This is a genomic window from Micromonospora parva (assembly GCF_000718515.1).
GTDB classification, from domain to species: domain Bacteria; phylum Actinomycetota; class Actinomycetes; order Mycobacteriales; family Micromonosporaceae; genus Micromonospora; species Micromonospora parva.
On record NZ_JNZS01000018.1, the window covers coordinates 68834 to 91181 of the forward strand.

22 protein-coding genes are annotated in these 22348 nt (G+C 71.1%); 9 read left to right on the plus strand and 13 right to left on the minus strand.

The window, feature by feature from the left end:
* From IF22_RS0123515 to IF22_RS0123525, 3 genes are all read right to left on the minus strand, one after another.
* Positions 1–378 (minus strand): nuclear transport factor 2 family protein, encoded by a 378-nt coding sequence (locus tag IF22_RS0123515; protein ID WP_030335487.1) that lies wholly within the window; start codon positions 376–378, stop codon positions 1–3.
* Positions 379–483: 105 nt separating this feature from the next.
* A complete protein-coding gene (locus IF22_RS0123520; RefSeq protein WP_307857870.1) occupies positions 484–948 on the minus strand; it encodes an ATP-binding protein in 465 nt (154 codons plus the stop codon).
* Between the two features lie 242 nt (positions 949–1190).
* A complete protein-coding gene (locus tag IF22_RS0123525; RefSeq protein ID WP_030335490.1) occupies positions 1191–1523 on the minus strand; it encodes a nuclear transport factor 2 family protein in 333 nt (110 codons plus the stop codon).
* Positions 1524–1700: 177 nt separating this feature from the next.
* Between IF22_RS0123525 and IF22_RS0123530 the strand changes: the two genes are divergently transcribed.
* A complete protein-coding gene (locus IF22_RS0123530) occupies positions 1701–2087 on the plus strand; it encodes a DUF2267 domain-containing protein (protein WP_030335491.1) in 387 nt (128 codons plus the stop codon).
* Between the two features lie 111 nt (positions 2088–2198).
* Positions 2199–2600, plus strand: coding sequence for a hypothetical protein (locus IF22_RS0123535; protein WP_030335492.1), 402 nt, complete (start codon positions 2199–2201; stop codon positions 2598–2600).
* A gap of 34 nt (positions 2601–2634) precedes the next feature.
* Here IF22_RS0123535 and IF22_RS0123540 read toward each other — a convergent pair whose 3' ends face one another.
* Both IF22_RS0123540 and IF22_RS35670 read right to left on the minus strand, forming a co-directional pair.
* On the minus strand, positions 2635–5040 hold the full coding sequence (locus IF22_RS0123540; protein WP_081883979.1) for an RICIN domain-containing protein: 2406 nt from the start codon (positions 5038–5040) through the stop codon (positions 2635–2637).
* Between the two features lie 248 nt (positions 5041–5288).
* A complete protein-coding gene (locus tag IF22_RS35670) occupies positions 5289–6131 on the minus strand; it encodes a copper resistance CopC family protein (protein ID WP_245233717.1) in 843 nt (280 codons plus the stop codon).
* Between the two features lie 124 nt (positions 6132–6255).
* Here IF22_RS35670 and IF22_RS35675 point away from each other — a divergent pair, with 124 nt between their 5' ends.
* Genes IF22_RS35675 through IF22_RS0123560 form a run of 3 tightly spaced genes read left to right on the plus strand, consistent with a single transcriptional unit; the run spans position 6256 to position 8882 of the window.
* Positions 6256–6732 carry a cupredoxin domain-containing protein gene (locus IF22_RS35675; RefSeq protein WP_030335497.1) on the plus strand — a complete coding sequence of 159 codons (477 nt, stop codon included), beginning with the start codon at positions 6256–6258 and terminating at the stop codon, positions 6730–6732.
* A 5-nt stretch (positions 6733–6737) separates the two neighbouring features.
* A complete protein-coding gene (locus IF22_RS0123555) occupies positions 6738–8078 on the plus strand; it encodes a hypothetical protein (RefSeq protein ID WP_030335498.1) in 1341 nt (446 codons plus the stop codon).
* 36 nt (positions 8079–8114) lie between these two features.
* Complete coding sequence (locus tag IF22_RS0123560) at positions 8115–8882, plus strand: hypothetical protein (protein WP_030335500.1); 768 nt, start codon at positions 8115–8117, stop codon at positions 8880–8882.
* Positions 8883–8908: 26 nt separating this feature from the next.
* Here the strand turns inward: IF22_RS0123560 and IF22_RS0123565 are convergent, their stop codons facing one another.
* Positions 8909–10303, minus strand: coding sequence for a dihydrolipoyl dehydrogenase family protein (locus IF22_RS0123565; RefSeq protein ID WP_081883981.1), 1395 nt, complete (start codon positions 10301–10303; stop codon positions 8909–8911).
* Between the two features lie 172 nt (positions 10304–10475).
* Here IF22_RS0123565 and IF22_RS0123570 point away from each other — a divergent pair, with 172 nt between their 5' ends.
* Positions 10476–10667: a hypothetical protein gene (locus IF22_RS0123570; RefSeq protein WP_030335504.1), complete on the plus strand. Its 192-nt coding sequence runs from the start codon at positions 10476–10478 to the stop codon at positions 10665–10667.
* Between the two features lie 72 nt (positions 10668–10739).
* Here the strand turns inward: IF22_RS0123570 and IF22_RS0123575 are convergent, their stop codons facing one another.
* From IF22_RS0123575 to IF22_RS0123585, 3 genes are all read right to left on the minus strand, one after another.
* Positions 10740–11306 (minus strand): DinB family protein, encoded by a 567-nt coding sequence (locus tag IF22_RS0123575; protein WP_030335506.1) that lies wholly within the window; start codon positions 11304–11306, stop codon positions 10740–10742.
* A gap of 99 nt (positions 11307–11405) precedes the next feature.
* Positions 11406–13064 carry a coiled-coil domain-containing protein gene (locus IF22_RS0123580; RefSeq protein WP_030335508.1) on the minus strand — a complete coding sequence of 553 codons (1659 nt, stop codon included), beginning with the start codon at positions 13062–13064 and terminating at the stop codon, positions 11406–11408.
* A gap of 267 nt (positions 13065–13331) precedes the next feature.
* The gene (locus IF22_RS0123585; protein WP_030335510.1) at positions 13332–14906 is read right to left on the minus strand and encodes a bifunctional NAD(P)/FAD-dependent oxidoreductase/class I SAM-dependent methyltransferase; all 1575 of its coding nucleotides are present in this window, start codon (positions 14904–14906) and stop codon (positions 13332–13334) included.
* 78 nt (positions 14907–14984) lie between these two features.
* Here IF22_RS0123585 and IF22_RS0123590 point away from each other — a divergent pair, with 78 nt between their 5' ends.
* The 3 genes from IF22_RS0123590 to IF22_RS36335 all read left to right on the plus strand — a co-directional run bounded on the left by IF22_RS0123590 (position 14985) and on the right by IF22_RS36335 (position 18066).
* Positions 14985–15581 (plus strand): helix-turn-helix domain-containing protein, encoded by a 597-nt coding sequence (locus IF22_RS0123590; RefSeq protein WP_030335512.1) that lies wholly within the window; start codon positions 14985–14987, stop codon positions 15579–15581.
* Positions 15582–15663: 82 nt separating this feature from the next.
* Positions 15664–16527: an alpha/beta hydrolase gene (locus IF22_RS0123595; RefSeq protein WP_030335515.1), complete on the plus strand. Its 864-nt coding sequence runs from the start codon at positions 15664–15666 to the stop codon at positions 16525–16527.
* Between the two features lie 9 nt (positions 16528–16536).
* Positions 16537–18066 carry a hypothetical protein gene (locus tag IF22_RS36335; protein ID WP_307857871.1) on the plus strand — a complete coding sequence of 510 codons (1530 nt, stop codon included), beginning with the start codon at positions 16537–16539 and terminating at the stop codon, positions 18064–18066.
* A gap of 88 nt (positions 18067–18154) precedes the next feature.
* Here the strand turns inward: IF22_RS36335 and IF22_RS0123605 are convergent, their stop codons facing one another.
* The 4 genes from IF22_RS0123605 to IF22_RS0123620 form a co-directional block, all read right to left on the minus strand.
* Positions 18155–20122, minus strand: a complete 1968-nt coding sequence (locus IF22_RS0123605; RefSeq protein WP_167337332.1) for a discoidin domain-containing protein — start codon at positions 20120–20122, stop codon at positions 18155–18157.
* A gap of 144 nt (positions 20123–20266) precedes the next feature.
* Entirely contained in the window at positions 20267–20446 is a 180-nt protein-coding gene (locus IF22_RS0123610) for a DUF6903 family protein (RefSeq protein WP_030335519.1), read from the minus strand.
* Between the two features lie 19 nt (positions 20447–20465).
* Entirely contained in the window at positions 20466–21344 is an 879-nt protein-coding gene (locus IF22_RS0123615) for a carbohydrate ABC transporter permease (protein WP_030335522.1), read from the minus strand.
* 11 nt (positions 21345–21355) lie between these two features.
* Positions 21356–22330, minus strand: coding sequence for a carbohydrate ABC transporter permease (locus IF22_RS0123620; protein ID WP_245233718.1), 975 nt, complete (start codon positions 22328–22330; stop codon positions 21356–21358).
* Positions 22331–22348: the final 18 nt, after the last annotated feature.

Here is a 22348-nt window from a genome sequence, read left to right on the forward strand (position 1 = left end):
TCAGACCGGGCTGATGTGCGCGGCCAGGACCCGCCAGCCGTGTGGGTCGTCGTGGACCCAGGTCCGGGTGTAGCGCAGCCGCGCCGCGAACGGCACCCCGTCGAGGGTTCCGGACACCCGACCCAGGAAGAACGTGACCCCCGTTCTACCGACGACGAGCAGGTCCAGTTCCTCCTCCACCAACTCCTCGACGACCGAGCGGCGGTCCCGGTGGGCGGTCAGGTCGTCCTGCTTGGTGAGCGCACGCCCGTCCGGGCCGATGGCGATCAGCTGGTCGACCAGCAGTTGGTCCAGGGCGGCGACGTCGCCGGCTCGCTGGGCGGCCTGCAGGGTGCGCTCGGCGTCGAGCAGCTCCGCCTCTCGTGCGCTGTCCGGCATCGTGGCGTCCTCCTGTTCGGGGCTGACCCGGGGCCACCGTCGGCCCGGGCTGTCCGCATTGTGACAGCCGTCGTGGCCCGCGTGGGCGGGGATCGCCGCCGACGTTCACAGACTCAGGCGAATCCGTACGACGGTCTCTCCGGGGCCGGTGAGCACCGCCACCTCGTCACAGATCTGCTCGACGATGGCCAGCCCGCGACCGCGTACCGAGTCGGCGGCCGGCATGCTCCGCCCGAACGCCCGCGCCGGCCCGTGGTCGACCACGTCGCAGAACAGCTGACCCGACTCCGCCCAGAGCCGGACCCAGCCGCCGCCGGTGGTGTGCTGCAACGTGTTGGTGGCCAGCTCGCTGACCGCCAGCGTCAACAGCTCCACCCGCTCGGCCGACAGGCCGCGGGCCAGCGCCCCGGCGCTGACGAACGCGCGCAGCGCTCGCACGTCGGTCGCGACCTGGTACGCCATGGTGTCTGTGGCGTGGGTCGGGACATTCTGCTCGGCCACGGCCTCCCGTCGCTCTCCCGGCATCAGCCCGCCCGACGCGGCTGCCCGGCCGGCGGCACCGCGATCCACGCGGGTGTCGTCGGCGTGCGAGCCTCGAAGTGCGCCATCGGGCAGCCGGAACCCTTCTCGTAGCGACAGCTGTTCTTCACATCATGTCATCCACTGACCCGTTGGCCGTCTCGTCCGTTCGGCGGTTGATCACCTGCGGGCCGGACCGCCCGGCTGGGCTCGCTGGCCGGACACGGTCACCGCGCGGCCGGGGCGGACTTCGCGGCACGGTGCTGCCGTCGGGCCGGTGGACGGGTTCGCCGTCACTGACGGATGTCCAGGGCGCCGATCAGCCCGTCGCGCAGCGTGAACCGGTACCGCAGCTCGACCGGGCTGCCGGGGAAGTCGCCGGACACCCGGGTGAGGGCCAGGTACGAATCGCCCGCCTGCGGGGTGAGGCGGACCGGCTCGGCGGTGTACGAGTACGCGTCCATGGTCTTCTGCCGCCAGGAGCGGATCGAGGCCCGCCCGTCGTACAGCCGGTCCTCGTCGGCGACGCTGGCGGTGTCGGCGAAGCAGGCGACGAAGGCGTCCAGGTCCCGGTCGTTGACGGCCCGGAAGTACCGGTCGATCACGTCTGGCAGGTCGAGGGCCATCTGCTCCTCCTGCGGCACGGGCCGCCGTCGGGCAGCCGTCGGGTTCCCGGTCCGACCTCACCGTACGAGAAGCCGACGGCGTCGCGCGGGGCAACCAGCAGAACCATCGCGCCGGCCGTCGGGTTTGCTGCCGCGTGGCCCGGGTAGCCACGCGTCTCCGAGGCGAAGGGCGGGGACATGGCCGAGCTGGCGTTCGTCGACAAGGTTGCGGCACGCGCGAATGTTTCGCCGGAACAGGCGCGCCCGCTCACCGAGGCGGTCCTGCGGACCCTCACCGAGCGGCTCAGCGGCGGGGAGGCGGGCGCGTTGGCCCCCCACCTGGCCGACGAACTGAGCCCGCTGCTGGTCAAGGCGGCCGAGCCGGCCGAAACGTTCGACTACGACGAGTTCCTGCGCCGGGTGGCCGACCGCGCCGGGATCGACCGCCCGGCCGCCGAGCGGGGCACCCGCGCGGTGTTGCAGACGATGCACCGGGTGGTCGGGCACCGGGAGTTCGAGGACGCGCTGGCCCAGTTGCCGGCGGACCTGCGGGCGCTGGCGCAGCCGCTGCCGCACGGCCCCTGACCGACGCCTCGGAGCGCCTCCCACAGGATGCCGGGGGCGGGGGTCTTCTCCGCGCGGGGCCGACCGGGGGATGATGCCGGTGCGACAGCGGTCAACCGTGGAGGTCAGGCGATGGCGACGCGTACCCCGGAGGGTGTGGACGCCGCGCGGGCCCGGCGGCGTGGCGGTCTGCTGGTCGTCGCCTTCGGCCTGCTGGCGTACGCCGGGACGACAGCTGTCGACGCGCCGACCCGCGCTCTGGGGCTGTCCTGGTCGATCATCGGAGCGGCCGGCGCGCTCGGCGTGCTGACCATCATGGTCGCGGCCCGCCGCCGGGCGGTGCGCCTCGCGGACGCCGCCCGCCTGATGATGGCGGTGGCGGCGCTCGCCGCGCTGGCCGTCGGGGTCGCGTTGGCGCCCCGCGGCGCCGAGCGCGGATTCGTCATCGCGGTGACCGGGGTGCTGGCCGCGGCGCTGGCGGCGTCCGCGTTGCTCGCCGGTGACCTGCGGCCAAGGGGCCGGGGCGCGGCCTGACCCGCCGATCAGGCCACGCCCCCACGTCCGACTGTCAGCCGGTCACCCCGCTGCTGACCACCCACTTCTGGTGTGCGCCGCCCGCATAGGTGCCGAGCTGGATCTGGGTGCCCTCGGCGGTGTTGCCGCCGGCGGCCTCCATGATCTTCCCGGACTGCGGGTTGCGGATCGACCCGTCGCTCTGCGGTTGCCAGACCTGCGCGCCGGTGCCGTTGCAGGTCCAGAGCTGGATCTTCGTGCCGTTCGCGGTGCCCGCATTGTCCACGTCCAGGCACTTGCCGAGCGCGCGGTAGGTGTCGCCGACCCGGGTCCACGACTGCGCGGCGGTGTTGTTGCAGGTCCAGAGCTGGATCTTCGTACCGTCGGCGGTGCCCGAGTTGTCGACGTCCAGGCACCTGCCGCCGACGCCGGTGATGGTGCCGCCGCTCGGCGGTGGCGGACTGCCCGGGATGGAGTTGAGCGTGTACCACGCCTCGGTGCTCCACAGTGACTGGCCGGTGGTGGAGGTGAACGGGCGCGGCGAGCGCAGGTGCACCACCCGACCGGCCTTGCGACCGGGCACCACCAGGGTGACCTTCTTTCCGTCCGAGGAGAGGGTGGCCGAGGTGACGGTCAGCGTCTCCTCGTCGATCTTCGGCCCGCCGTAGGCCGACGTCGCCACGTACCGCCATTGCTTGATCTTGTAGCGCGCGGCCAGTTCGGCGGCGGTCCCCGCCGAGACGGGCTGGGTGTACTCCACCTCGAAGCCGGTGGTGGTGGCGCGCATCGCGAGCATCTCGAACGTGGTGGAACTGTTCGGGGTCAGCTTCTGCAGGCCGTACGACAGTTTGCCGCTCTGGCCCCAGTTGCCGCCCGCGCCGAGCCCGCCGACGTAGATCGCGCCGTCCGGGCCGATGTTGACCTCGGAGACACCCGCCTCCAGGCCCTGGGTGAGCCGGAACAGGGCGCCCTGGTACTCGCCGTTGACCTTCTCCACGTTCGCCCGTTGCAGGCCACCGTAGGTCACGTCGCCGATCACGAACTGGCCGGCGTACCGGCCGCTGGTCAGGTAGAGCGGCGTGCTGGGCGAGTTGGCGATCTCGTTCTGCGGCATCCAGAGCACCGGCTGCGTGACCGGGGCGGTGTCGAACGGCCCCGCCGGGTTCGTGTAGTGGTTGAAGAACCGGCCCTGCTTGACGTGCACCAGCTTCGACGAGGGCAGCCAGCCGCCCTGGTTGTCGGTGACGAAGAGGCCGCTCTCCGGACCCCAGCCGATGCCGTGCGGCGTACGCAGGCCGCCGGCGACGTAACTGACCGCGCCGGTGTCCTTGTTGACCTTGATGGTGGTGCCCCGGTTGGTGGCGGGTTGCGGGTTGGTGGTGGCGCCGCCGGAGTTGATCGACACCGACAGGTTCAGGTAGAAGAACCCGTCGGCGTAGAGCAGGCCGAAGGCGAACTCGTGGAAGTTGCCGCCGTAGGGCCAGGTGGCAACGGTTTCCAGGCGCTCGGCTGCCTCGTCGCCGCCGGTGTTCACCAGCCGGGTCAACCGCTGTTTCTCGGTCACGTAGACCACCCCGTCGACGACCTTGAGCCCCATCGGTTCCTTCAGGCCGCCGGCGATCTTCTTGGTGGTGACGGTGCCGGGGCTGGTCGAGCCGCCGGTGTTGCCGAGGATCCAGACCTCGCCGTCCTGGGAGGTGCCGGACTGGTCGCTACCGCCCCAGGTGCTGATGACGAGCCGGCCGTCGGCCAGCCAGTCCATCCCGGTGACCTTCGGCTGGAAGCCGCTGGGCCGCAGGTTGGTCAGCGTGTAGCCGGGGTGCACGCCGGTCAGCGGCAGCCCGTCGCCGGGGGAGTCGAAGACCCCTTCGCACTCCTTGCGGCCGGGCGCGGTCACCCGGACCACGCCGGCGTCGGTGCTCAGCGCCGAGTTCGGTACGACCACGAAGGCCGACGAGCCGGGCGTCTTCCACTCCAGGGTGATCTGCTGTCCACCGCCGCGCTCGAAGTGGTCGATGCGCAGCGGGTGCAGGCCGGCGGTGAGGGTGACGGTTCCCTCCTTGGGCGGGGTGGCGCCGTGCAGCCCGTCGTGGTTGATCACCACGGCGTTGTCGATGGACAGTTTGGATCCGTCGTCGCTGCTGAGCCGGAACGTGTAGCTGCCGGCCTGGGTGGTGGTGATGTTGCCGAGCACCTGCGAGACGAAGTTGTCCTCGAAGCCGAAGTCGGCCGCCGAGGTCCAGTTGATGGTGGACATCAGCTTGTCCACGTTCGGGGTCTGGGCGGGCTTGAGGGTGCACAGCTCGGACAGCGGCACCTGCACGTCGAAGACGCGCAGTGTGACGCCCGGTTCCTGCGCGGGGGCGGCGGTGGCGGGGACGGCCCAGAGGCCGGCGGCGAGGACGAGCGCCAGCGCACCGAGGACGGGATGGTGGAGTCGGCGTAGCAGGGGTGTGCCCATCGTTCCTCCAGGAGGCAGTGGAGTGCCCGACGGCCGGCGTGGATCAGCGGTGAGGATGACCGTCGGCCCCGGCTCCGTAACGTCCTCGACGCCGACGAGTGACAGTGCGGAAACACCGGGTTGATGGGTCGAGACATTAAGGTGTTTCGATTGCACTGTCCATGGCTTCGCCTCGATACATCAAAAGTTTCCTATGTCCGTGCGAAAGTTCGAGGCGGTACGCGAAGAATGCCGGTTGCTGCGGTGGTCTACCGCCGTCCGCGCCGCGCGGGACCACCCGTCCGGGCACCGGTCTTCCGAGTCGGAGCCGCAGCCTTGCGGGCGCCTGCGCCCCGACCCGCCGGGCCTGCCGGCCGCCGGCCCGCCGGGGAGGCGCCCCGCGCCGCAGGTCGACGGCGGGCCGCCAGCAACACCACCGCCGAGACCACCACGACGATCAGGGCCGGGACCAGCCAGGCCGGAAAGCCGCCGCCACGCTGCTCCGGGGCGGCGCCGGCCGGGTCGTCCGCCGCCGCGTCGGTGAGGGCGACCGGGCTGCCGGTGGCTCCTGGGGTGGTCGAGCCCCCACCCTCGGCCTGGGCGATCAGCGCCGGATCCGGCCCCGCCGTGGGCGGCGACCAACCGGCCGGGGCAGGCGTGCCGGGGCCCTGGTAGTCGAAGCTCACCTCGCCCCGCACCGCCTCACCGTCGGAGGCCACGGAGAGATAGCTGGCGGTGTAACGGCCCTTCGCCGGCCAGTGGGCGACGGTCACCATGGCCGGGAAGCCGGTGTGGTACAGCCGTGGCTCGAACACGCCGTTGACCATGAAGTACTCGGTGACCGGCTTGTCCAGTCGCTTCGGCTCACCGTGCGACCAGCCACTGTCCACTCGCGACCCGTCCGGCCCGGTGACGGCGAAGTGCGCGTTCGAAGCCGGCTTCTCGGTGAAGTACAACGCCAGCTGCGTCAGCGGCTCGCGTACCACGGTGCCGGTCAGCGGGGTGGAGGTCGCCAGCTGGCCGTGCGCGTACGCCGGGGCGACCGGCAGCAGCAGCGACACCGCCAGGGCCGCTGCCAGCGCCGCCACGGTACGGCTCAGAACCTTACGCACAGTGACCAGCTTCGATCGCATTCGTTCATCATGGTCATTTCCCCGGCACCGAACAAGACGTAGAGTTCTCCTCCCCGACGATCAAACCGACACCCGTCCCCCTCGCGTCGTTCGGAGTCCACCCGTGTTCGTCCGCACCCCCGCCGCCCGCACCGCCGCGACCGTCACCGCCGTCGCCCTCGCCGCCCTGCTCCTCGCCGGTTGCGGGCAGGACGACGACCCCTCGGTGGGCACCCCCTCGACGGCGCCGACGTCCGCCGGCCCGTCGGGCGCCACCCCCACCGCACCCGCCCCGACGCCCACCGGCACCCCCAGCGCCGCCGCCAGCACCCCGGCGGTGGACCGACAGATCACCGTGACGATCGCGAAGCGGCGGGTCGATCCGCCGACCGGGCGGGTCACCGTCAGTAAGGGCGAGCTGGTCCGGATCACTGTCACCTCCGACGTGTCCGACGAGTTGCACGTGCACGGCTACGACCTGGGCGCCCGGCTGCCGGCCGGCACGCCCGGCTCGGTCGAGTTCCGCGCCGACCAGACCGGACTGTTCGAGGTGGAGACGCACGACTCCGAGCTGGTGCTCTTCCAGCTCGTCGTCCGCTGAGCGGCATGACGGCCGCTCCCACGCTGCTGGCCCACGGTGTCGGTGGCCGCCAGGACCTGCCGATCACGCTGCCGCAGCTCGTCGTCGCCGCCGCGCTGACCCTCGTCGTCACGTTCGTGGCACTGGGTGTGCTGTGGCGCGAACCCCGGCTCGACCGGGACGCCAGCGGCGGTCGTCCCGTGCCGCGCTGGCTCGCTCGACTCGTCGACGCGCAGGCCGTCCGGTGGGCGCTGCGCGGGCTCGGCCTGCTCGCCGCGGCCTGGTTCTGCCTCGGCCTGCTGGGCGGGCCGGACACCGCTGACAACCCGACGGCCGGCACGCTCTACGTCCTGCTCTGGGTCGGGCTGGCACCGCTGTCGCTGCTGCTCGGCCCGGTCTGGCGGGCGGTCAACCCGCTGCGCACCGTGCACCTGCTCGTCGCGCTGGCCGCGCGGCGCGACCCGCACCGTGGGCTGCGTGAACTGCCCGACGGGGTCGGATGGTGGCCCGCCGCCGCCACCCTGTTCGGGTTCGTCTGGCTGGAACTGGTCGCCCCCGACCGGGCCACCCTGCCGGTCATCACCGCCTGGCTGGCCGGGTACGCGGTGCTCCTGCTGGTCGGCGCGGTGGTGTTCGGCGCCGGCTGGTTCGACCACGCCGACCCGTTCGAGGCGTACAGCACCCTGATCGGTCAGCTCGCCCCGCTCGGCCGGGCCGCCGACGGCGTCCTGGTGTGGCGCAACCCGCTCGACGGGATCGCCGGTCTGCGTCCCCGCCCCGGGCTGGTCGCCGTGGTGATCGTGCTGCTCGGCTCGACCATGTACGACAGCCTCTCCAACGCGCCGGGCTGGTTGCGCTTCAGCCAGGAGAACGGCCTGCACCCGGCCGTCACCGGCAGCGCCGGCCTGAGCCTCGTCATCGCCGCCGTCGCGGTGGCGTACCTCGCCGCCACCGGCGCCGCGGCGCGCATCGGTCGCGCGGACCCGGCCGAGGCCCGTGCCGTGCCGGGCGAGATCGCCCACTCCATCGTGCCGATCGCGGTCGGGTACGTGGTGGCGCACTACTACTCGCTGCTGATCCTGGAGGGCCAGCGCACCGTCGCGTTGCTCTCCGACCCGCTGGGCACCGGTGCCAACTGGCTCGGCACCGCCGACTGGGAACCGCACACCGCGCTGGTCACGCCCTCCGGGGTGGCCACCCTGCAGATCACCGTCATCGTCCTCGGGCACCTGCTCGGCACCCTGCTCGCCCACGACCGCGCGCTGTACCTGTTCCCCCGGGCCCGGGCGGTGGCCGGCCAACTGCCCCTGCTGGCACTCATGGTCACCTACACCGTCGCCGGTCTGCTGCTGCTCTACGCGGGGTAGTGCCGCCCGGTTCCGAGCCGTGCGCCATGATGGCCCGTGCACTCCGATCTTCAGCGCTACCTCGACGACCTGGTCAGCACCGCCCGGGACGTGCTCGGCACCGACCTGGTTGGGGCGTACGCCGCCGGCTCGGTCGGGCTCGGGGCGTACCAGCCCGGTCGCAGCGACGTGGACGTGGCGCTGCTCAGCGCCGGGCCGCTCGCCGAGGCAACCAAGCGGACGTTGGTCGCGCGGCTGCGGCACGAGGCGCTGCCCTGCCCGGCGCGTGGGCTGGAACTTGTCTGCTACGACCGGGCGGTGGCCGCCTCCGGCACCCCCGAGCCCGGCTTCGAGGTCGAACTGAACACCGGGGCCGGCATGCCGTTCCGGCGCACCCTCGACCCCGCCGACCGCCCGGTCGCCGACGGCCGGTTCTGGTACGGCCTCGACCGCAGCATCCTGCACCAGAGCGGACTCGCGCTGCTCGGGCCGCCAGCGGGGGAGGTCTTCGCCGACCTCGCCCCGGCCGACCTGCGCCGGCTGCTCGTCGAGGCGCTGACCTGGTGGCTCGCCCTACCCACACCGCCCGCCGACCAACCCGCACCCGGCACCGAGGACGCCGTGCTCGGGGCCTGCCGATCGCTGGTGCGCCACCGCGACGGCATCTGGCTCGCCAAGACGGCGGCCGGTCAGCGGCTGATCGACGCGGGGGACCCGGCCGAGGTCATCCGGCAGGCGGTCGCCGCGCGGCACGGCGGGCCGCCGCCCACCGGGGCGCAGGCCCGCGCCTTCCAGCAACGGGTACGCGACGAGATCGCCGGGTAGCCGGTGCACGGTTGGTCGAGCGGCGCTCAGCGGACCGGGCGGGACTCCAGCGAGGCGAACAGCAGGTTGAGGCCCTCGGTCATGGTCGGGTGGGTGATGACCGCGTCCCGCAGGGCGGTCCACGGCATCGCGGCGAGCATGGCCAGCTGCACGGAGGTGATCACCTCGCCGGCCTCGGGGCCGAGCAGCGCCGCGCCGAGGATCCGGTCGGTGCCGGTGTCGATGACCGCCTTCCACATGCCCCGGGTCTGACGCAGGGTGCGGGCCCGGGGGATGGCGGCGACCGGCAGGTGGGCGACCTGGACGTCGTACCCGGCGCGGCGCGCCTCGGTCTCGGTCAGCCCGACCCGGGCCAGCTCCGGGGTGGTGAAGACGGTGTACGGGATCAGCCGGTCGGCGGTGCTGCGCCGGCCTCCCGCGAGGTTCGCCCTGATGATCCGGTAGTCGTCCAACGAGACGTGGGTGAACTGGGGGCTGCCGGCGACGTCTCCGGCCGCCCAGGTGTGCTCGGCGCTGGTGCGCAGGTGTTCGTCGACCTCCACGAAGCCCCGTTCGCTGAGCCGTACGCCGGCGACGTCCAGGCCGAGCCCGTCAGTGACCGGTTCCCGGCCGGCCGCCACCAGCACGTCGTCCCCGATCACCACGCCGCCGTCGTCCAGCGTCACCCGCAACGCGCCGTCGGGGTCCCGCTCGATGCGCGCTACCGCCACACCCACCCGTACGTCGATGCCGTCGTCGAGGAAGACGCGCATCACCGCGTCGCTCACGTCGGGATCCTCCCGGGTGAGCAGCCGTGGACCGCCCTCGACCAGCGTCACCGCGCTGCCGAACGACGCGAACATCTGCGCGAACTCCACCCCGACGGTGCCGCCGCCGAGCACCACCAGCCGGGCCGGCAGCCGATCCAGGCGCAGCAGCTCGTCGCTGGTGAGCACCCCGGCCTCGGCCATCCCGGGCACCGACGGCAGATGGGGGCGGGTCCCCGTGTTGATCACGACGTCGGTGCCGCGCAGCAGCCGCTCGCCACCGTCGGCGAGGGCCACCCGGACGGTCCGTGGGCCGACGAACCGGGCCTCGCCGATCACCAGGTGCAGGCCGGAGTCGAGGAACTGCTGCCGGTTGGCGGCGACCATCCCTTCGACCACGTCCTGCTTGTGCGCGCGCAACAGGTCCACGTCGACCCGGCCGCCGTCGACAGTGAGGCCGAGCGCCGACGCGTCCCGCAGTTGGCGGGCGGCCCGCGCGCTGGTCACCAACGCCTTGGTCGGGATGCAGGCGACGTTGATGCAGCTGCCGCCGATCATGCCGCGCTCGACCATGGCGACCCGCTGACCGGATCGGGCGACGTCCATGCTCAACGTCTTCCCGGCCTTGCCGCCACCGACGACGAGCAGGTCGAACTCCTCCGGTTGGTCGGTCACCCGGCGCTCCTCTCGGTCACCGGCCAGGCCGGCGGCCACCGCTGGTGCACGGCGGCCAGCCCAGCCTGCCAGCTCCGTCGGGCGCGGCGATCCGGTTCCGCGCAGAATCCACCCGGACCCTGACCAGGTGCCGAGGACCCACGCGGCGAGCCCGGTGCGGGATCATCGGTGGATGCCTGACATCTCGGCGCAGTTCCGTGCCCGGATCCGCCATGAGCCGGATCGGTCGTACGCGGTGCTGGTCGAGGGACCTGACGGGGAGGTGCTGGCCGGCGCTACCGGCAGCCTGCGGGAGGTGCGCACGGTGGCACGCCAGGGTGCGGCCCGCCTGTTCGGCGTACCGCTGGATCAGATCGCCCGGTGAGCACCTCGACTTCGCCCCCGTCCTCACCGACGGGGAGGCCGCCGACTTGCTGCGGTATCTCGCCCGGTCGGCTCAGCCTCCGTCGTGAGCCACGTCTGTGTCCTGCCAGCGGTAGAGGTCGCGCAGCAGGGAGATCTCGGCGCCGTGATGGATCAGCTCCCGGTTGACATGCAGGATGATGCCCTCCATCGGAAACCGCTCGGTACCCACCGGGGGCGGATTCTCCAGGTCGGCGTCCGAGAGCTCGCGGACTCCGGCGTTCCATCTCCCGTACATCTCGTCGAGCTGGTGCAGCGCCTCGTCAGCGGTCCCCGCGTAGGCGAAGGTCTGCGAGTCGACGTCCTGGCCGCCGAAGTGCCATCCGACCCGATAACCCAGGCAGGAGACGATGATGTGCGCCAACCGCCAGGCAATGGTGGTCACCGGCGCCGGTACCGGGTCAGGGGACGCGTGGTCCACCGTCCATGCCCCCGAACCTGCTGACATCGGTGCGGTCGACGTGCCACGTGGGCGGATGCTCCAGCAGCCGGGCACCGGCTCCCAGAAGTACTCCTCATCCGTCAGATCGTCCAGCCGCGGTCGCAGGTTCTTGCGCCAGTGCCGGTCCAGTTGGTCGGCGAGTCGCTCGCTTCTCGTCACCGCCGCACACTACGGACAACGGACCTGGCTGCCAACCCCGGGCGGTCGACCCGGGCCCGTGCGGAGGTGCTCCGGGCCCGGGTGCAACCGCTGCTGAGGTCAGTGCCGGGCGGCGCCGTTCTCACTGACCGGCTGCCCGAAGGCCAGGAACGGCACGGGCGTCGGCGCGTCGGTGCCGATGTGCCGGGGGAAGATCGGCTCGGCGTCGGCACTCACCTCACGGGCAGCAGTAGCGTCCGGCGCCACCGACTCGTCCGCCACCACCGCCGCGCCACCGTGCTCACCGTTCACCTGCTCGGACGGGTCGCCGTCCACCTGCTCGGCCGGGGCCTGGTCGGCGGGGCCACTGTCGACAGGGGAGCGGTCCGATGTGGCGCGATCGGCGTCGGCCTCGGCCACCGGCGCTCGCTCCGTGGCGTGCCGGTCGACGTTGAGCTGCTCGACACCGGTCCGCTCGGGGGCGGGTCGATCGGCGCTGGCGCGGGAACCCACCATCGGGTACTCCGCGGTCTCCGTACCGCCGGCTGCCGCGGCCATGACCGCGGCGGCGGCGAGGTCGGCCACCCGCTTGGCCTCCCGCTGCACGCGGGCGCGGACCTCCTTGGCGTGCCGCTCGGCGGAGTCCCCGGCCCGGCGGGCCTCGTCCAGGCGGGCGTTCTCGGCGGTGAGGTCCCGGCGGACCTCACTGAGCCGCTGCTGCATCCGGGACAGCTCGTTCTCCAGCGCCTCGCCCTCCTGGCGGATCTCGGCGAGCTGCTGGCGGCCGGTGTCCAGCTCGGCGTGCAGCTCCGCGGCCTCCTGCCGGCGCTCGTCAAGCTCCTTCTGCAGGGCGGCGAGCTGCTGCTGCTGGCTGGCGGCCTGCTCGTCGGCGCGGTTGCGCAGCTCGGTCACGTGCTGTTGCGCCTCGGCCAGCAGCGCGGCGATCTGCTGCTCGGTCGCGCTGCGCTGCTCGGCCAGCTCCTGCTCAGCGGCGGCCTGCTGTTCGGCGATGTCCTGCTCGGCGGCGGTGCGCCGTTCGTTGACCTCTCGCTCCACGTTGGCCTGCCACTGGGCCATCTCCTGCTGGTTCTTGGCGCGGGCCGACTGGAGTTCCTGCTGGATCTGGGTACGGGCCGACTTCATCAGCGCGTCGGCGGCCACCCGGGTCTGGTTGAGCTGCTGCGCGCTCTGCTCGGTGATCCGCTTGGCCTCGTGCTGGGCGCGCTCGTGCGCGGCCTCACCGTCGGCCCGCAACTGCTCGGCGTGCTCGCGGATCGCCGTCAACTCGGCCTCGGCCAGGGTGCGCCGCTCCTCGTACGCCTGCTCCTGCTCGGCCCGCCGGGCGGCCAGTTCCTCGGCCAGGTCCTGACGTGCCTGCGCGGACCGCTCACGGGTGTCGGCGAGGATCCGCTCAGCTTCGCTGCGCAGTTCGTTCGCCCGGTCGGTGGCCGACTCGGTGATGATCCCGGCCTGCTTCTCGGCGAGGGCCATGATCTCGCCGACCATCGGGCCGAGGTCGTGGAACGAGGCGCGGTCCACCTGCACGGGCTGCTCCTGAAGCTCGGCCAGCTCGGCACGCAGCCGCTGCACCTCGGCGGTCAACTCACGGACGCGGACGGCGGACTGTCCATGCTCGCGGCTCAACATCGCGATCTGACTGTCGAGCTGCTCCAGGTGCCGGTCCACCTGGCGTTTGTCGTATCCGCGCAGGGCGAGCTCGAAGCTCGGCCGGGAGGCCGCATCGTCGCGTGCTGCGTGCGGCTCAGCGCCGATGGACATGCACCATCCTCCGTACGATCGGGGCGTCAGGGTCGGCGGTCGCCTGCCCCACGGGCCGTCAGTGTGGCGCAACGCTACCGCCGAGCGGACCTCATGCGAAGTCCTGCCCCACCCCCTCTCACGTTGTCGCCCCGCGTTCCCCCGTTCCCGCGCCGATCACGGACTCGTGGTGCCGGAAAGGTGCTGCTCCACCACCTTTGTCATCCGGGGAAAGTCCATGATCGACGCAGGTCGACGTGCGGACGCGGGGCGACGGGCCGGTGCGGGTCAGCGTCGGCGGGCGACCAGGACCGCGTCGTGGTGGGTGACGTCCTCGCCGTCGGGGTTGGTGGCGAGGCGGGCGCGTTCCTCCGCCGTCAGCACCTCCCAGTGGATCGGGTCCAGATCGGCGGCCACCTCCTGCGCGGTGTACATCGCGTCCGGCATGTGCATCCGGTGCGCCGCCCCCCACAGGTCAGACGGGTGGTGGCCGACGATCAGCAGGACGCCGCCCGGTGCCACCGCCGCGGCCAACCGGGCGAACAACTCCTGCCGCTGCTGCCGAGGCAGGTGCATGAACTGCGCGGACACCAGGTCGTACGCCTGCTCGGCGGGCGGCTTGTCCCGCAGGTCGACGTGGGTGAACTCGATCCGGTCACCGACGCCGGCGGCCTCGGCGTTCGCGGCCGCCCGGCTCAGCGCCGTGCTGGAGATGTCCACCGCCGTCACCTGCCAGCCACGCGTGGCCAGCCACACCGCGTCGGCGCCCTCGCCGCTGCCCACGTCCAGCGCGCGCCCCGGGGTCAGGTCGGTGACCTCGGCGACCAACTGCGGGTTCGGACGCCCACTCCACACCGAGGGCCGGGACTGGTAGCGCTCCTCCCACGCCGGCTCCTCGAACGTCGTGGCCATCAACTGCCGGTACGCGGCCACCGCGTCGCGGGTCTCCTCGGCGATGAGATCGGCGTTGATCGCCGCCGCGGCGGTCAACCCGGCCCCGGCGGACGTGATCACCTGTCCCCGGAGGTCGGCCACGTTGCCCGCCACCCAGACACCGGGGACGGCGGTCGCGCCGGTGGGGTCGGCCGGGATCTGGGCCCCGATGACATGCTCACCCATCGTCACCTCTTCGGGGGCCAGGCCCAGCCCCACCAGCAGGTCGGCGCGGGGGGTCAGTCGCGTCGCCACCACGATCGCGTCGAGCGCCACCACACGACCGTCGGCGAGCCGTACCCCGGTCAGCGCGTCGTCGGTCACCTCCACCGCGGCGACCGGGCCCGGCACCACCGTGATGCTGCGGGCGGCGAGCCGTTCGGCGGTCTCCGCGTCCGGTGCCGGGGTGTCGTGCAGCAGGAGCAGCACGGAGGAGCTCCACTGTCGCCACATTTCCGCCTGGTGCACGGCCAGTGGCCCGGTCGCCAGGATGCCGATGCGACGGTCCCGAACCTCCCAGCCGTGGCAGTACGGGCAGTGCAGCACGTCGCGACCCCACCGCTGTGCCAGGCCGGGCACGTCGGGCAGTTCGTCGGTCAGCCCGGTGGTCACCAGCAGCCGCCGGGCGCGCACCGGCTCGCCGTCGTCGAGGCTGAGCTGGAACCCGTCGTCGTCCCGGGTGGCGCTGCGCACCCGCCCGGTGCGGAACTGCCCGCCGTACCCGGCCACCTCGGCCCGTCCGACCGCGAGCAGCTCACCGGGCGGCGTTCCCTCCCGGCCCAGGTAGTTGTGTATCCGGTCGGCGGGCGCGTTCCGCGGCTCACCGGAGTCGATCACCAGCACCGACCGTCGGGCCCGGCTCAGCGCCAGGGCGCCGCTGAGCCCGGCAGCGCCGCCGCCCACCACCACCACGTCGTATGTCTCGTCCACCGGTTCGTCCCCCTCGTGTTCTGTCGGCTGTCACCACCATCCGCCGCCGCGAGCCCGGCGGCAACTATCCTTGCCGTTATGGCAAACGAGGACAGTGCCGCGCTGGCGGCCGTCGGCCCCCGGCTGCGTGCTCTACGTCACCAACGCGGGACCACGCTCACCCAGCTCGCCGACCTGACCGGCATCTCGGTGAGCACCCTGTCCCGGCTGGAGTCCGGGAGCCGTCGACCGACGCTTGAGCTGCTGCTCCCGCTGGCCAGGGCCTATCAGGTGGCGCTGGACGAACTCGTCGACGCCCCGGCCACCGGCGACCCCCGGGTGCGCCCCAAACCGATCGTCCGGCACGGCGTGACGTACCTGCCGCTGACCCGCCGGCCGGGCGGTGTGCAGGCGTTCAAGCAGATCTTCCCGCCGGACCCGTCCGCCGGAGGCCGGATCCCGCAGGCCCACGAGGGGTACGAGTGGCTCTACGTGCTCTCCGGCCGGATCCGCCTGCTGCTCGGTGACCGTGATCTGACGCTCACCCCCGGCGAGGTGGCCGAGTTCGACACCCGCATCCCGCACCTCTTCTACAACCCCGGCCCGGGCACCGCCGAAGCCCTCAGCCTGTTCGGGCCGCAGGGGGAGCGGCTGCACGTCCGTGCCCGTCCCGCCAGCCCGGACAAACAGCAGTGACCAACGCGGGTTCCGTGTTGTCGGGGCGTCGCCGCGACCGGGACGCCCCGACAACACGGACCGTCGGTGCGAAGATGGCGCGATGACCGACGCGGCATCCCGGCCCCGGAGCGACCGGATCGAGCACCGTGACATCGTCGTCAACGAGGTCCCGGGCTTCCGCCCGCTCACGTTGGACCTGGTCGTGCCCGTGGCGGCCCGCCAACCGGTCCCGGTCCTGGTGTGGATCCACGGTGGCGCGTGGCTGTTCGGCTCGCCCAAGCAGCCACCGGAGTGGCTCATGGAGGTGGATCCCTTCACCGCCGCCATCCGGGCCGGTTTCGCGGTCGCCTCCGCGCAGTACCGGCTCAGCGGCGAGGCACACTTCCCCGCCCAACTCGACGACGTCACGGCGGCGGTTCGCTGGCTGCGCCGACACGGCGACACGGCGGGCGTGGACCGCGAACGGATCGGGGTTTGGGGCGAGTCGGCCGGCGGACATCTCGCCTCGATGCTCGCGCTGACCGGGGACGACCAGGACGACACCCGCGTCCAGGCGGCGGTCTGCTGGTACGCGCCGTCCAACCTGCTGACCATTCAGTCGCAGGCCCACCCGGCCGGGACGATCGACCACGACGCTGCCGACTCGCCCGAGTCGCTGCTGATCGGCGCCCCGTTGGCCGGCAACCCCGAGCTGGGCCGGGCAGCCAGTCCGATCGCCTACGTCACCGGCCACGCCCCGCCCATGCTGCTGGTGCACGGCGAGGAGGACCTGGTCGTACCGGTGGGGCAGAGCGAGGAACTCGCCGCGGCGTTGACCGCGGCGGGTGCCGAGGTCGAGTTGTCGGTGGTGCGGGGCGCCGACCACTGTTTCGTCGGGGTGCCGCTGGAGCCGCTGATCCGCGACACCCTGGTGTTCTTCACCCGAGTCCTTGCCCCCGACACCGGGGTGCTGCCGCCTCCGTAGGGTGACCCGGTGACCGCCTACGACGTCGCCGCCAAACTCCCCGACATCGACCGGCTGCGCCAGCGCTGCAAGGCCTTGGCCGTACTCGAGCGCATCATCGACGGCGGGGACCCCTACTACGCCTACACCTCGACCTGGGGCACGGACGAGGCGGCGCTGATGAGCAATGGCAGCGGCGACGAGTGGGCCGTCGTGTTCACCCCCGACGGCGCCTTCATCCGGCTCTTCGACCATGAATCGGCGATGTCGCCGTACCGTCATCCGGACCACGAGCTGTGGCCCGGTCTGGTCGACGGCGTTCCGGAGGTGCTGCGTTCTCAGCTGACGGAACCCGCCTTCTGCGACGAGGACGGCCGACTCGTGGCGACCACCGTGCTGTGGCGGCTGGTGGAGGACGACCGCTGGCACGCCGGTGACGGCATCACCTTCCCACCACTGCACCGACCGTACGACGACAGCGGCCCGGATGGGTCGGGCATGCTCGACATCCTGCTCGACGACATCGTCGACCGCTTCGTCGAATTCGCCGTCGACTACTACGAGATGACGGTGGACCGGGCGGCGGTCGAGCACATCGTTGCCCATCGGCCGCTCACCGACCGTGTGACGAGGGCCCTGAATCCGCAGCTCAGCGTCGCCGATCTGCGTTCCGACATCGCCGCGATCGGCTATCCGATCGCCGGGGACGGCACGCGCGACGGCGCCACGGTCCAGGTCAAACCTCATGGCGCGTTCTCCGTGAACAGCGTGGGACTGGACGGTGCGCCCTTCCCGTTGAGCTTCAGTGTTCGCGAGACAGGCGGCTCCTGGATGGTGAATGCGACTGCGGCGCAGGCCGCCGAGCTGGCCGATGTGCTGATGCTCGCCGGGAACGACACCATCATGGTTGTCGGCGTGGAGACCAACAGCTTCCTGGACGAGGAGTATCAGCAGTGGCGGCCGTCACGGATCGCTGCCGAACAGGGCGTCAGCTTCGAGGTGCATGAGGTCCGCGCGCTGGCGGCTGGCGTCGTCGGCCTCAGCGAAGAGGCCCTGCTGATACCCCGGGAGCAGCTGCCGCGGTTCCTGGCCGGTTGGTACCCCTACGAGCTGACCTTTGTCGACGTGCCGGGTACGCCTTCCGCCGAGCGCGTCGACGAAATGATCGTCACCATTGGAACGGCCACGTTCGACGAGCCGGTCCTACCCGCTCTGGCCGGCTCACGCCTGTTGTTCTCCGGGCATGACGACTGCTACGTGTCTGTCGAAACGACGGACCCCGCGGTGCCTGCGGCGGTCCTGGGCCGGCTCCTGGTCTTGCTGGTCGGCTCGGCGCTTGTCGACACCACCGTGGTGGAGGTGACGGCGCCCGACGTCGAGACCGTGGAGCGGCTGATCGAAGAGAACCGGCATTGGGTCGGCGAGCTGGGCCCCGCGACGCGGGGCTCGGTGACCGTCGAGCTGCACGCCACCCCCGGGTCGTGGCGGCTCGGCCAGTCGCTTCCGAAGCAGGTCGACCGCACGATGGTCTACGACATCGCGGACAGGGTCTGGCGGTGACCGAGACGGTTGCGGCACCCCGAGGTGGTGAACCATGGGTACGCCAGGGAGCCTCCGGCGCGATGCCGGAGGCTCCCTGATGTGTCGGTCAGTTGAGGGCGTAGATCTCCGCGGCGGTGGTCCACGGGTTGCCGTTGACCTCGCTCAGGGCGCGCAGTCGCAGATACTGGCCCGTTTTCGCGGTGAACCGGACCTCCTTCTGGCTGGCGTTGTTGGCGAACGTGCCGGTGGCCACGGCCGTACCCCAGTTGGTGCCGTCAGTGCTGACGTAGACCTCGTACTGGCCGATGCGCCCGTTGGCGGCGCCGGAGCCGCTGTCCTGCCGGGGCAGGTAGCGGATTCCGGAGACGGAGTAGCTCGCCCCGAGGTTGATCTGGATCTCGTGGGGCATCGGGGCGTTGCCGCCGGTGTACTTCGTGTGCCAGATGGTGCTGAGGTTGCCGTCGAAGGCGTTGGTCGCGGCCCCGTTCTCGGCGGCCGTCTCCTGGCTGTCCACGTACTTCAGCGACCATCCGGTACGCGGGATGACGCCGGCACTGGGCACGCAGACCGTGCTGAGCTGGTGTGCGCCCCGGTCCGGACGACAACCCGGGGTGACGGTGCTGCCGAAGTAGTCGCGGCTGCCCGGGCTGGTCATGACCTGACCACTGGCCAGCGCGGGGGAGCCGGTGCGGAGCCGGTAACCACCGGCGTCGCTGATCGAGGTGGCGGTGCCCGGCGCGACGAACAGCGGATCGGCCGTGATCTTGTTCGGGTCGGCGGGCTCGCCGGCGGGGTGCTGGCCGTAGAACACGTTCGAGTCGAACAGCAGAGCCCCGGCGTTGTAGCTGGCCTGGGTCGAGGTCACGTAGAAGATGTTGTTGTAGAACTCGACATTGGCGCCGGCCGAGCCGTTGCCGTTGTTGATGATCTGCGCTGACTCGCCCACGTAGAAGACATTGTTGTAGATCTTCGTGTTGGTGAGTTTCCCGCAGACCAGGTCGAAGATCTGGCCGCGGTCGTTCTGGCTGATGTTGTAGCGCACGATGTTGTCTTTGGTGGTCGAGCCCCCACCGTTGCAGAGCAGGATGAAGCCGCCCTCGTTGTCGTGGCTGTAGTTGTACTGGTAGATGGTGCGGATGTTGCCCTCGTCCAGGTCGAAGCCCTGCCCGTCGCAGGTGCTCCGGCCGCCGCTGACCTCGTTGAACTGGAACAGGGCGTCGTTGATGTTCCAGCCCCAGATGCCGGCGGCGCACTGCGCGGGCTCGCGGACCCGGAAGCCGTCCACCCGGTTGTTCTCGACCAGGGCGCTCTGGGTGTGGTGCACGTCGATGGCGTCGCCGCCGATGTCGGTGACCGTGTTGCCGCGCACGACGACCCGGGTCTGCGGAAGCCAGGTGCCGCAGGTGGAACCGCAGTTGGGGTTGGCCAGCTCGGGCCGGACCATCCAGCGGGTCCAGAAGTGGATGCCGTAGCGGTCGACGGTGCCGATCGTGTTGTTGTTGATCAGCACGTCGTCGAACTTCGTCTGCGTGGTGTAGCCCAGAACCTCGAAGAAGATGCCGGCGCTGGCGTCGTCGTCCTTCTTGGTCTGGTTGCCGTTGACGTCGTGGACGCTGAGCCCGGTCACCCGGTAGTAGGTGCCGGTGCCGGAGTTCTCGCGGATGATGTGCACGCCGCGGCGGGTGGCGATCGCCGATCCCTTGTTGGAGATGTCCAGGTTGCGGATCTCCCAGTACTGCTGGTTGTAGAGCTTCACGACGTCGACGACAGCACCGTTGCCGGCCAGCGCCGGCTTGGCGCCGCTGCCGTACGCGTCGATGATGATCGGTGCGCCGGCCGCGCCGGAACCCTTGGGAAAGAGCTGCTGGTTGGCGCAGGTCGTGCCCCGCCGGATCAGGATCTGATCTCCGGCGGCGAACGTCTTGGCGTTCACCGGTGTGAAACTGTTCCAGGGGCTGGCCTGGGTGCCGCTGCCCGACGTGCTCGCGGAGCAGTCGACGTAGTAGTTCGTGGCGGCTGCCGCGGCGGGGGGCGCGGCGACCAGTACTGCGGTGGCTAGCGTGGTCAAAGCCACCAACGAGGACCTGAACAGGCGCATCGAGAGTCCTAACCGTGGGGGTGGTCGGGGTGGGGGAGTCTGTCAATTCCTTGCGCTGTCTCGTTCGTACGCCGGGAGGGAACGCCCCCGGCGGAGCTCGGGCCCGCCGCACGCCGCGGCTCACCGGAACTTTCTGTTGTAGTCCGCGAGAAGACCGATCAGGACGGCGAGCGCCACAAGCATGATCGCGAGGTTGCCCCACCCGACAGTGGGTCGGACGACCACCACGGCGACGACACAGGCGAGCGCGAGCAGCAGCCGGGCGACGACGAGCAGCACGGCATGCGTCGGTTCCTTCATGACATCCCTTTCTCGGGCCTCAGCCCTTGACGCCGCCGGCGGCCATGCCCTGGATCAGTCGGCGCTGGATCAGCGCGTACAGGAGCAGCACCGGCACGATGACGATGACCATGCCGGCGTAGAGCCGCCCCGGGTCCGCAGCCGCCTTCTGCGCCGCCATCAGGTTGAGCAGGCCGACCTGCAACGTCTTGCCCTCACCGGGCAGCAGCGTCAGCGCGATGATGAAGTCGTTCCAGTAGGCCAGGAAGTTGAACAGAATCACCGTGGTGACCGCCGGGCGGGCCATCGGCAGCATCACCCGCGTCATGATCCGGAATCGGGATGCCCCGTCCAGCAGCGCGGCCTCCTCGAAGTCTCCCGGAATCGACCGGAAGTACGCAGTCAGCAGGTAGATCGTGAATGGGATCGAGGTCGCCGCGTAGACCAGCGAGAGCATCGCCGGGTTGTCGAGGAAGAACCCGTCGGGGAACACGTCGACCAGCGCGCGGTCCCAGTCGACGAGCATCAGGAAGATCGGCACCACGATGTAGTTGACGTTGACGAACAGCCCGGCCAGCAGCGCCACCTCGACGATGCCCTTGCCGCGGAACTCGTACCGGGCGACGACGTACGCCGCCGGCACCGAGACCGCCAGCACGAAGACCAGGCCGAGGAGCGTGACCAGTACCGACGTGGCGAAGTAGCGGCCCATCTGCGCGCCGCCGAACGCGTCGACGTAGTTCTGCAGGTGAAGGCCCTCGGGCAGGGTCCACGGGCTGCCGAAGAACTCGCTCTTGCGCTTCAGCGAGGCCACCAGCACCCAGCCGACCGGGATGACGATGAGCAGGGTGATCGCACCGACGAGCAGGTGGGTGAGTCCACGGCCGGGCCGTGGACCGGATTTGTTGATCGTGGTCATGGGAGTGTCCTCTAGAACTGGAGGGGCTCACGCCGGGTCGCGCGGCTCACCAGGAGCGACACGAGGAACGAGAAAGCGAAGATCACCACGCCGATGGCCATGCCGTAGCCGTAGGCCGAGTTCGTGTACGCCTGCTTGTACATGTAGCTGAGCAGCACCTCGGAGGCACCGTCCGGGCCGCCGCCGGTCATCGCCCGAACCAGCACGAAGCTGAGGTTGACCGCGCTGAGGATGAAGAAGGTCAGCGTGGTGCGCAGGTTCTGCCAGATCAGCGGCAGCGTGACGGCGAAGAACTGCCGACCTGCCGAGGCACCGTCGAGTGCCGAGGCCTCGTACAACTCCTCCGGGATGCTCGCCATGCTCGACATGTAGATGACCATGTAGTAGCCGAGCGACTGCCACAGCATCGCTATCGCGACCGAGTAGAGCACCAGCTTCTGGTCGCCCAGCCAGACCTGTTGCAGGCCGTCCAGCGAGAGCAGCCGGAGGGTGCCGTTGAGCAGGCCGTTCTCCTGGTCGTAGACGGCCGAGAAGATGGCCGCGATGACCACGACCGAGAGCACGTTGGGGATGTAGAGCACGAACCGGTAGAGGGTGTGGCCGCGCAGCTTCTGCCGGGTCATGACGGCGGCGAGGAACAGACCCATCCCCATCGTCACCACGGTCACGACCACGAGCAGCGCGACGGTGTTCTGGAACGCGCGGAGGAACTGCTCGTCGTCGACGAGCTTGGTGAAGTTGTCCAGGCCGACGAACCGCATCTGCGCCGAGAAACCGCTCCAGCTGTAGAGCGACATCCGGAACACGCTGACGGTCGGCCAGATCATGAACAGCGCGAACAGTGCCAGTGCCGGAAGCAGGCAGGCGGCGACGAATCGGCCGTCGCCGGGCCGGCCGCGTGCGGCGCTGCCACGCGCTGACACCGGGGGTCGGCTGGGCGCGCGCTTGCTGGCGCCTCTGGGTGGTGGAGTGAGGGTCGTCGTCACCGTGACCAGTCCTTGGTT

Bases quoted from the DNA above. Each gene is read 5' to 3' on its own strand.
- IF22_RS0123530 (WP_030335491.1), top strand. From the start codon at position 1,701: ATGGCCGAGCTGGCGTTCGTCGACAAGGTTGCGGCACGCGCGAATGTT.
- IF22_RS0123595 (WP_030335515.1), top strand. From the start codon at position 15,664: ATGACCGACGCGGCATCCCGGCCCCGGAGCGACCGGATCGAGCACCGT.
- IF22_RS0123535 (WP_030335492.1), top strand. From the start codon at position 2,199: ATGGCGACGCGTACCCCGGAGGGTGTGGACGCCGCGCGGGCCCGGCGG.
- IF22_RS0123580 (WP_030335508.1), bottom strand. From the start codon at position 13,064: ATGTCCATCGGCGCTGAGCCGCACGCAGCACGCGACGATGCGGCCTCC.
- IF22_RS0123555 (WP_030335498.1), top strand. From the start codon at position 6,738: ATGACGGCCGCTCCCACGCTGCTGGCCCACGGTGTCGGTGGCCGCCAG.
- IF22_RS0123525 (WP_030335490.1), bottom strand. From the start codon at position 1,523: ATGGCCCTCGACCTGCCAGACGTGATCGACCGGTACTTCCGGGCCGTC.
- IF22_RS0123610 (WP_030335519.1), bottom strand. From the start codon at position 20,446: ATGAAGGAACCGACGCATGCCGTGCTGCTCGTCGTCGCCCGGCTGCTG.
- IF22_RS0123570 (WP_030335504.1), top strand. From the start codon at position 10,476: ATGCCTGACATCTCGGCGCAGTTCCGTGCCCGGATCCGCCATGAGCCG.
- IF22_RS0123540 (WP_081883979.1), bottom strand. From the start codon at position 5,040: ATGGGCACACCCCTGCTACGCCGACTCCACCATCCCGTCCTCGGTGCG.
- IF22_RS0123515 (WP_030335487.1), bottom strand. From the start codon at position 378: ATGCCGGACAGCGCACGAGAGGCGGAGCTGCTCGACGCCGAGCGCACC.
- IF22_RS0123590 (WP_030335512.1), top strand. From the start codon at position 14,985: ATGGCAAACGAGGACAGTGCCGCGCTGGCGGCCGTCGGCCCCCGGCTG.
- IF22_RS0123615 (WP_030335522.1), bottom strand. From the start codon at position 21,344: ATGACCACGATCAACAAATCCGGTCCACGGCCCGGCCGTGGACTCACC.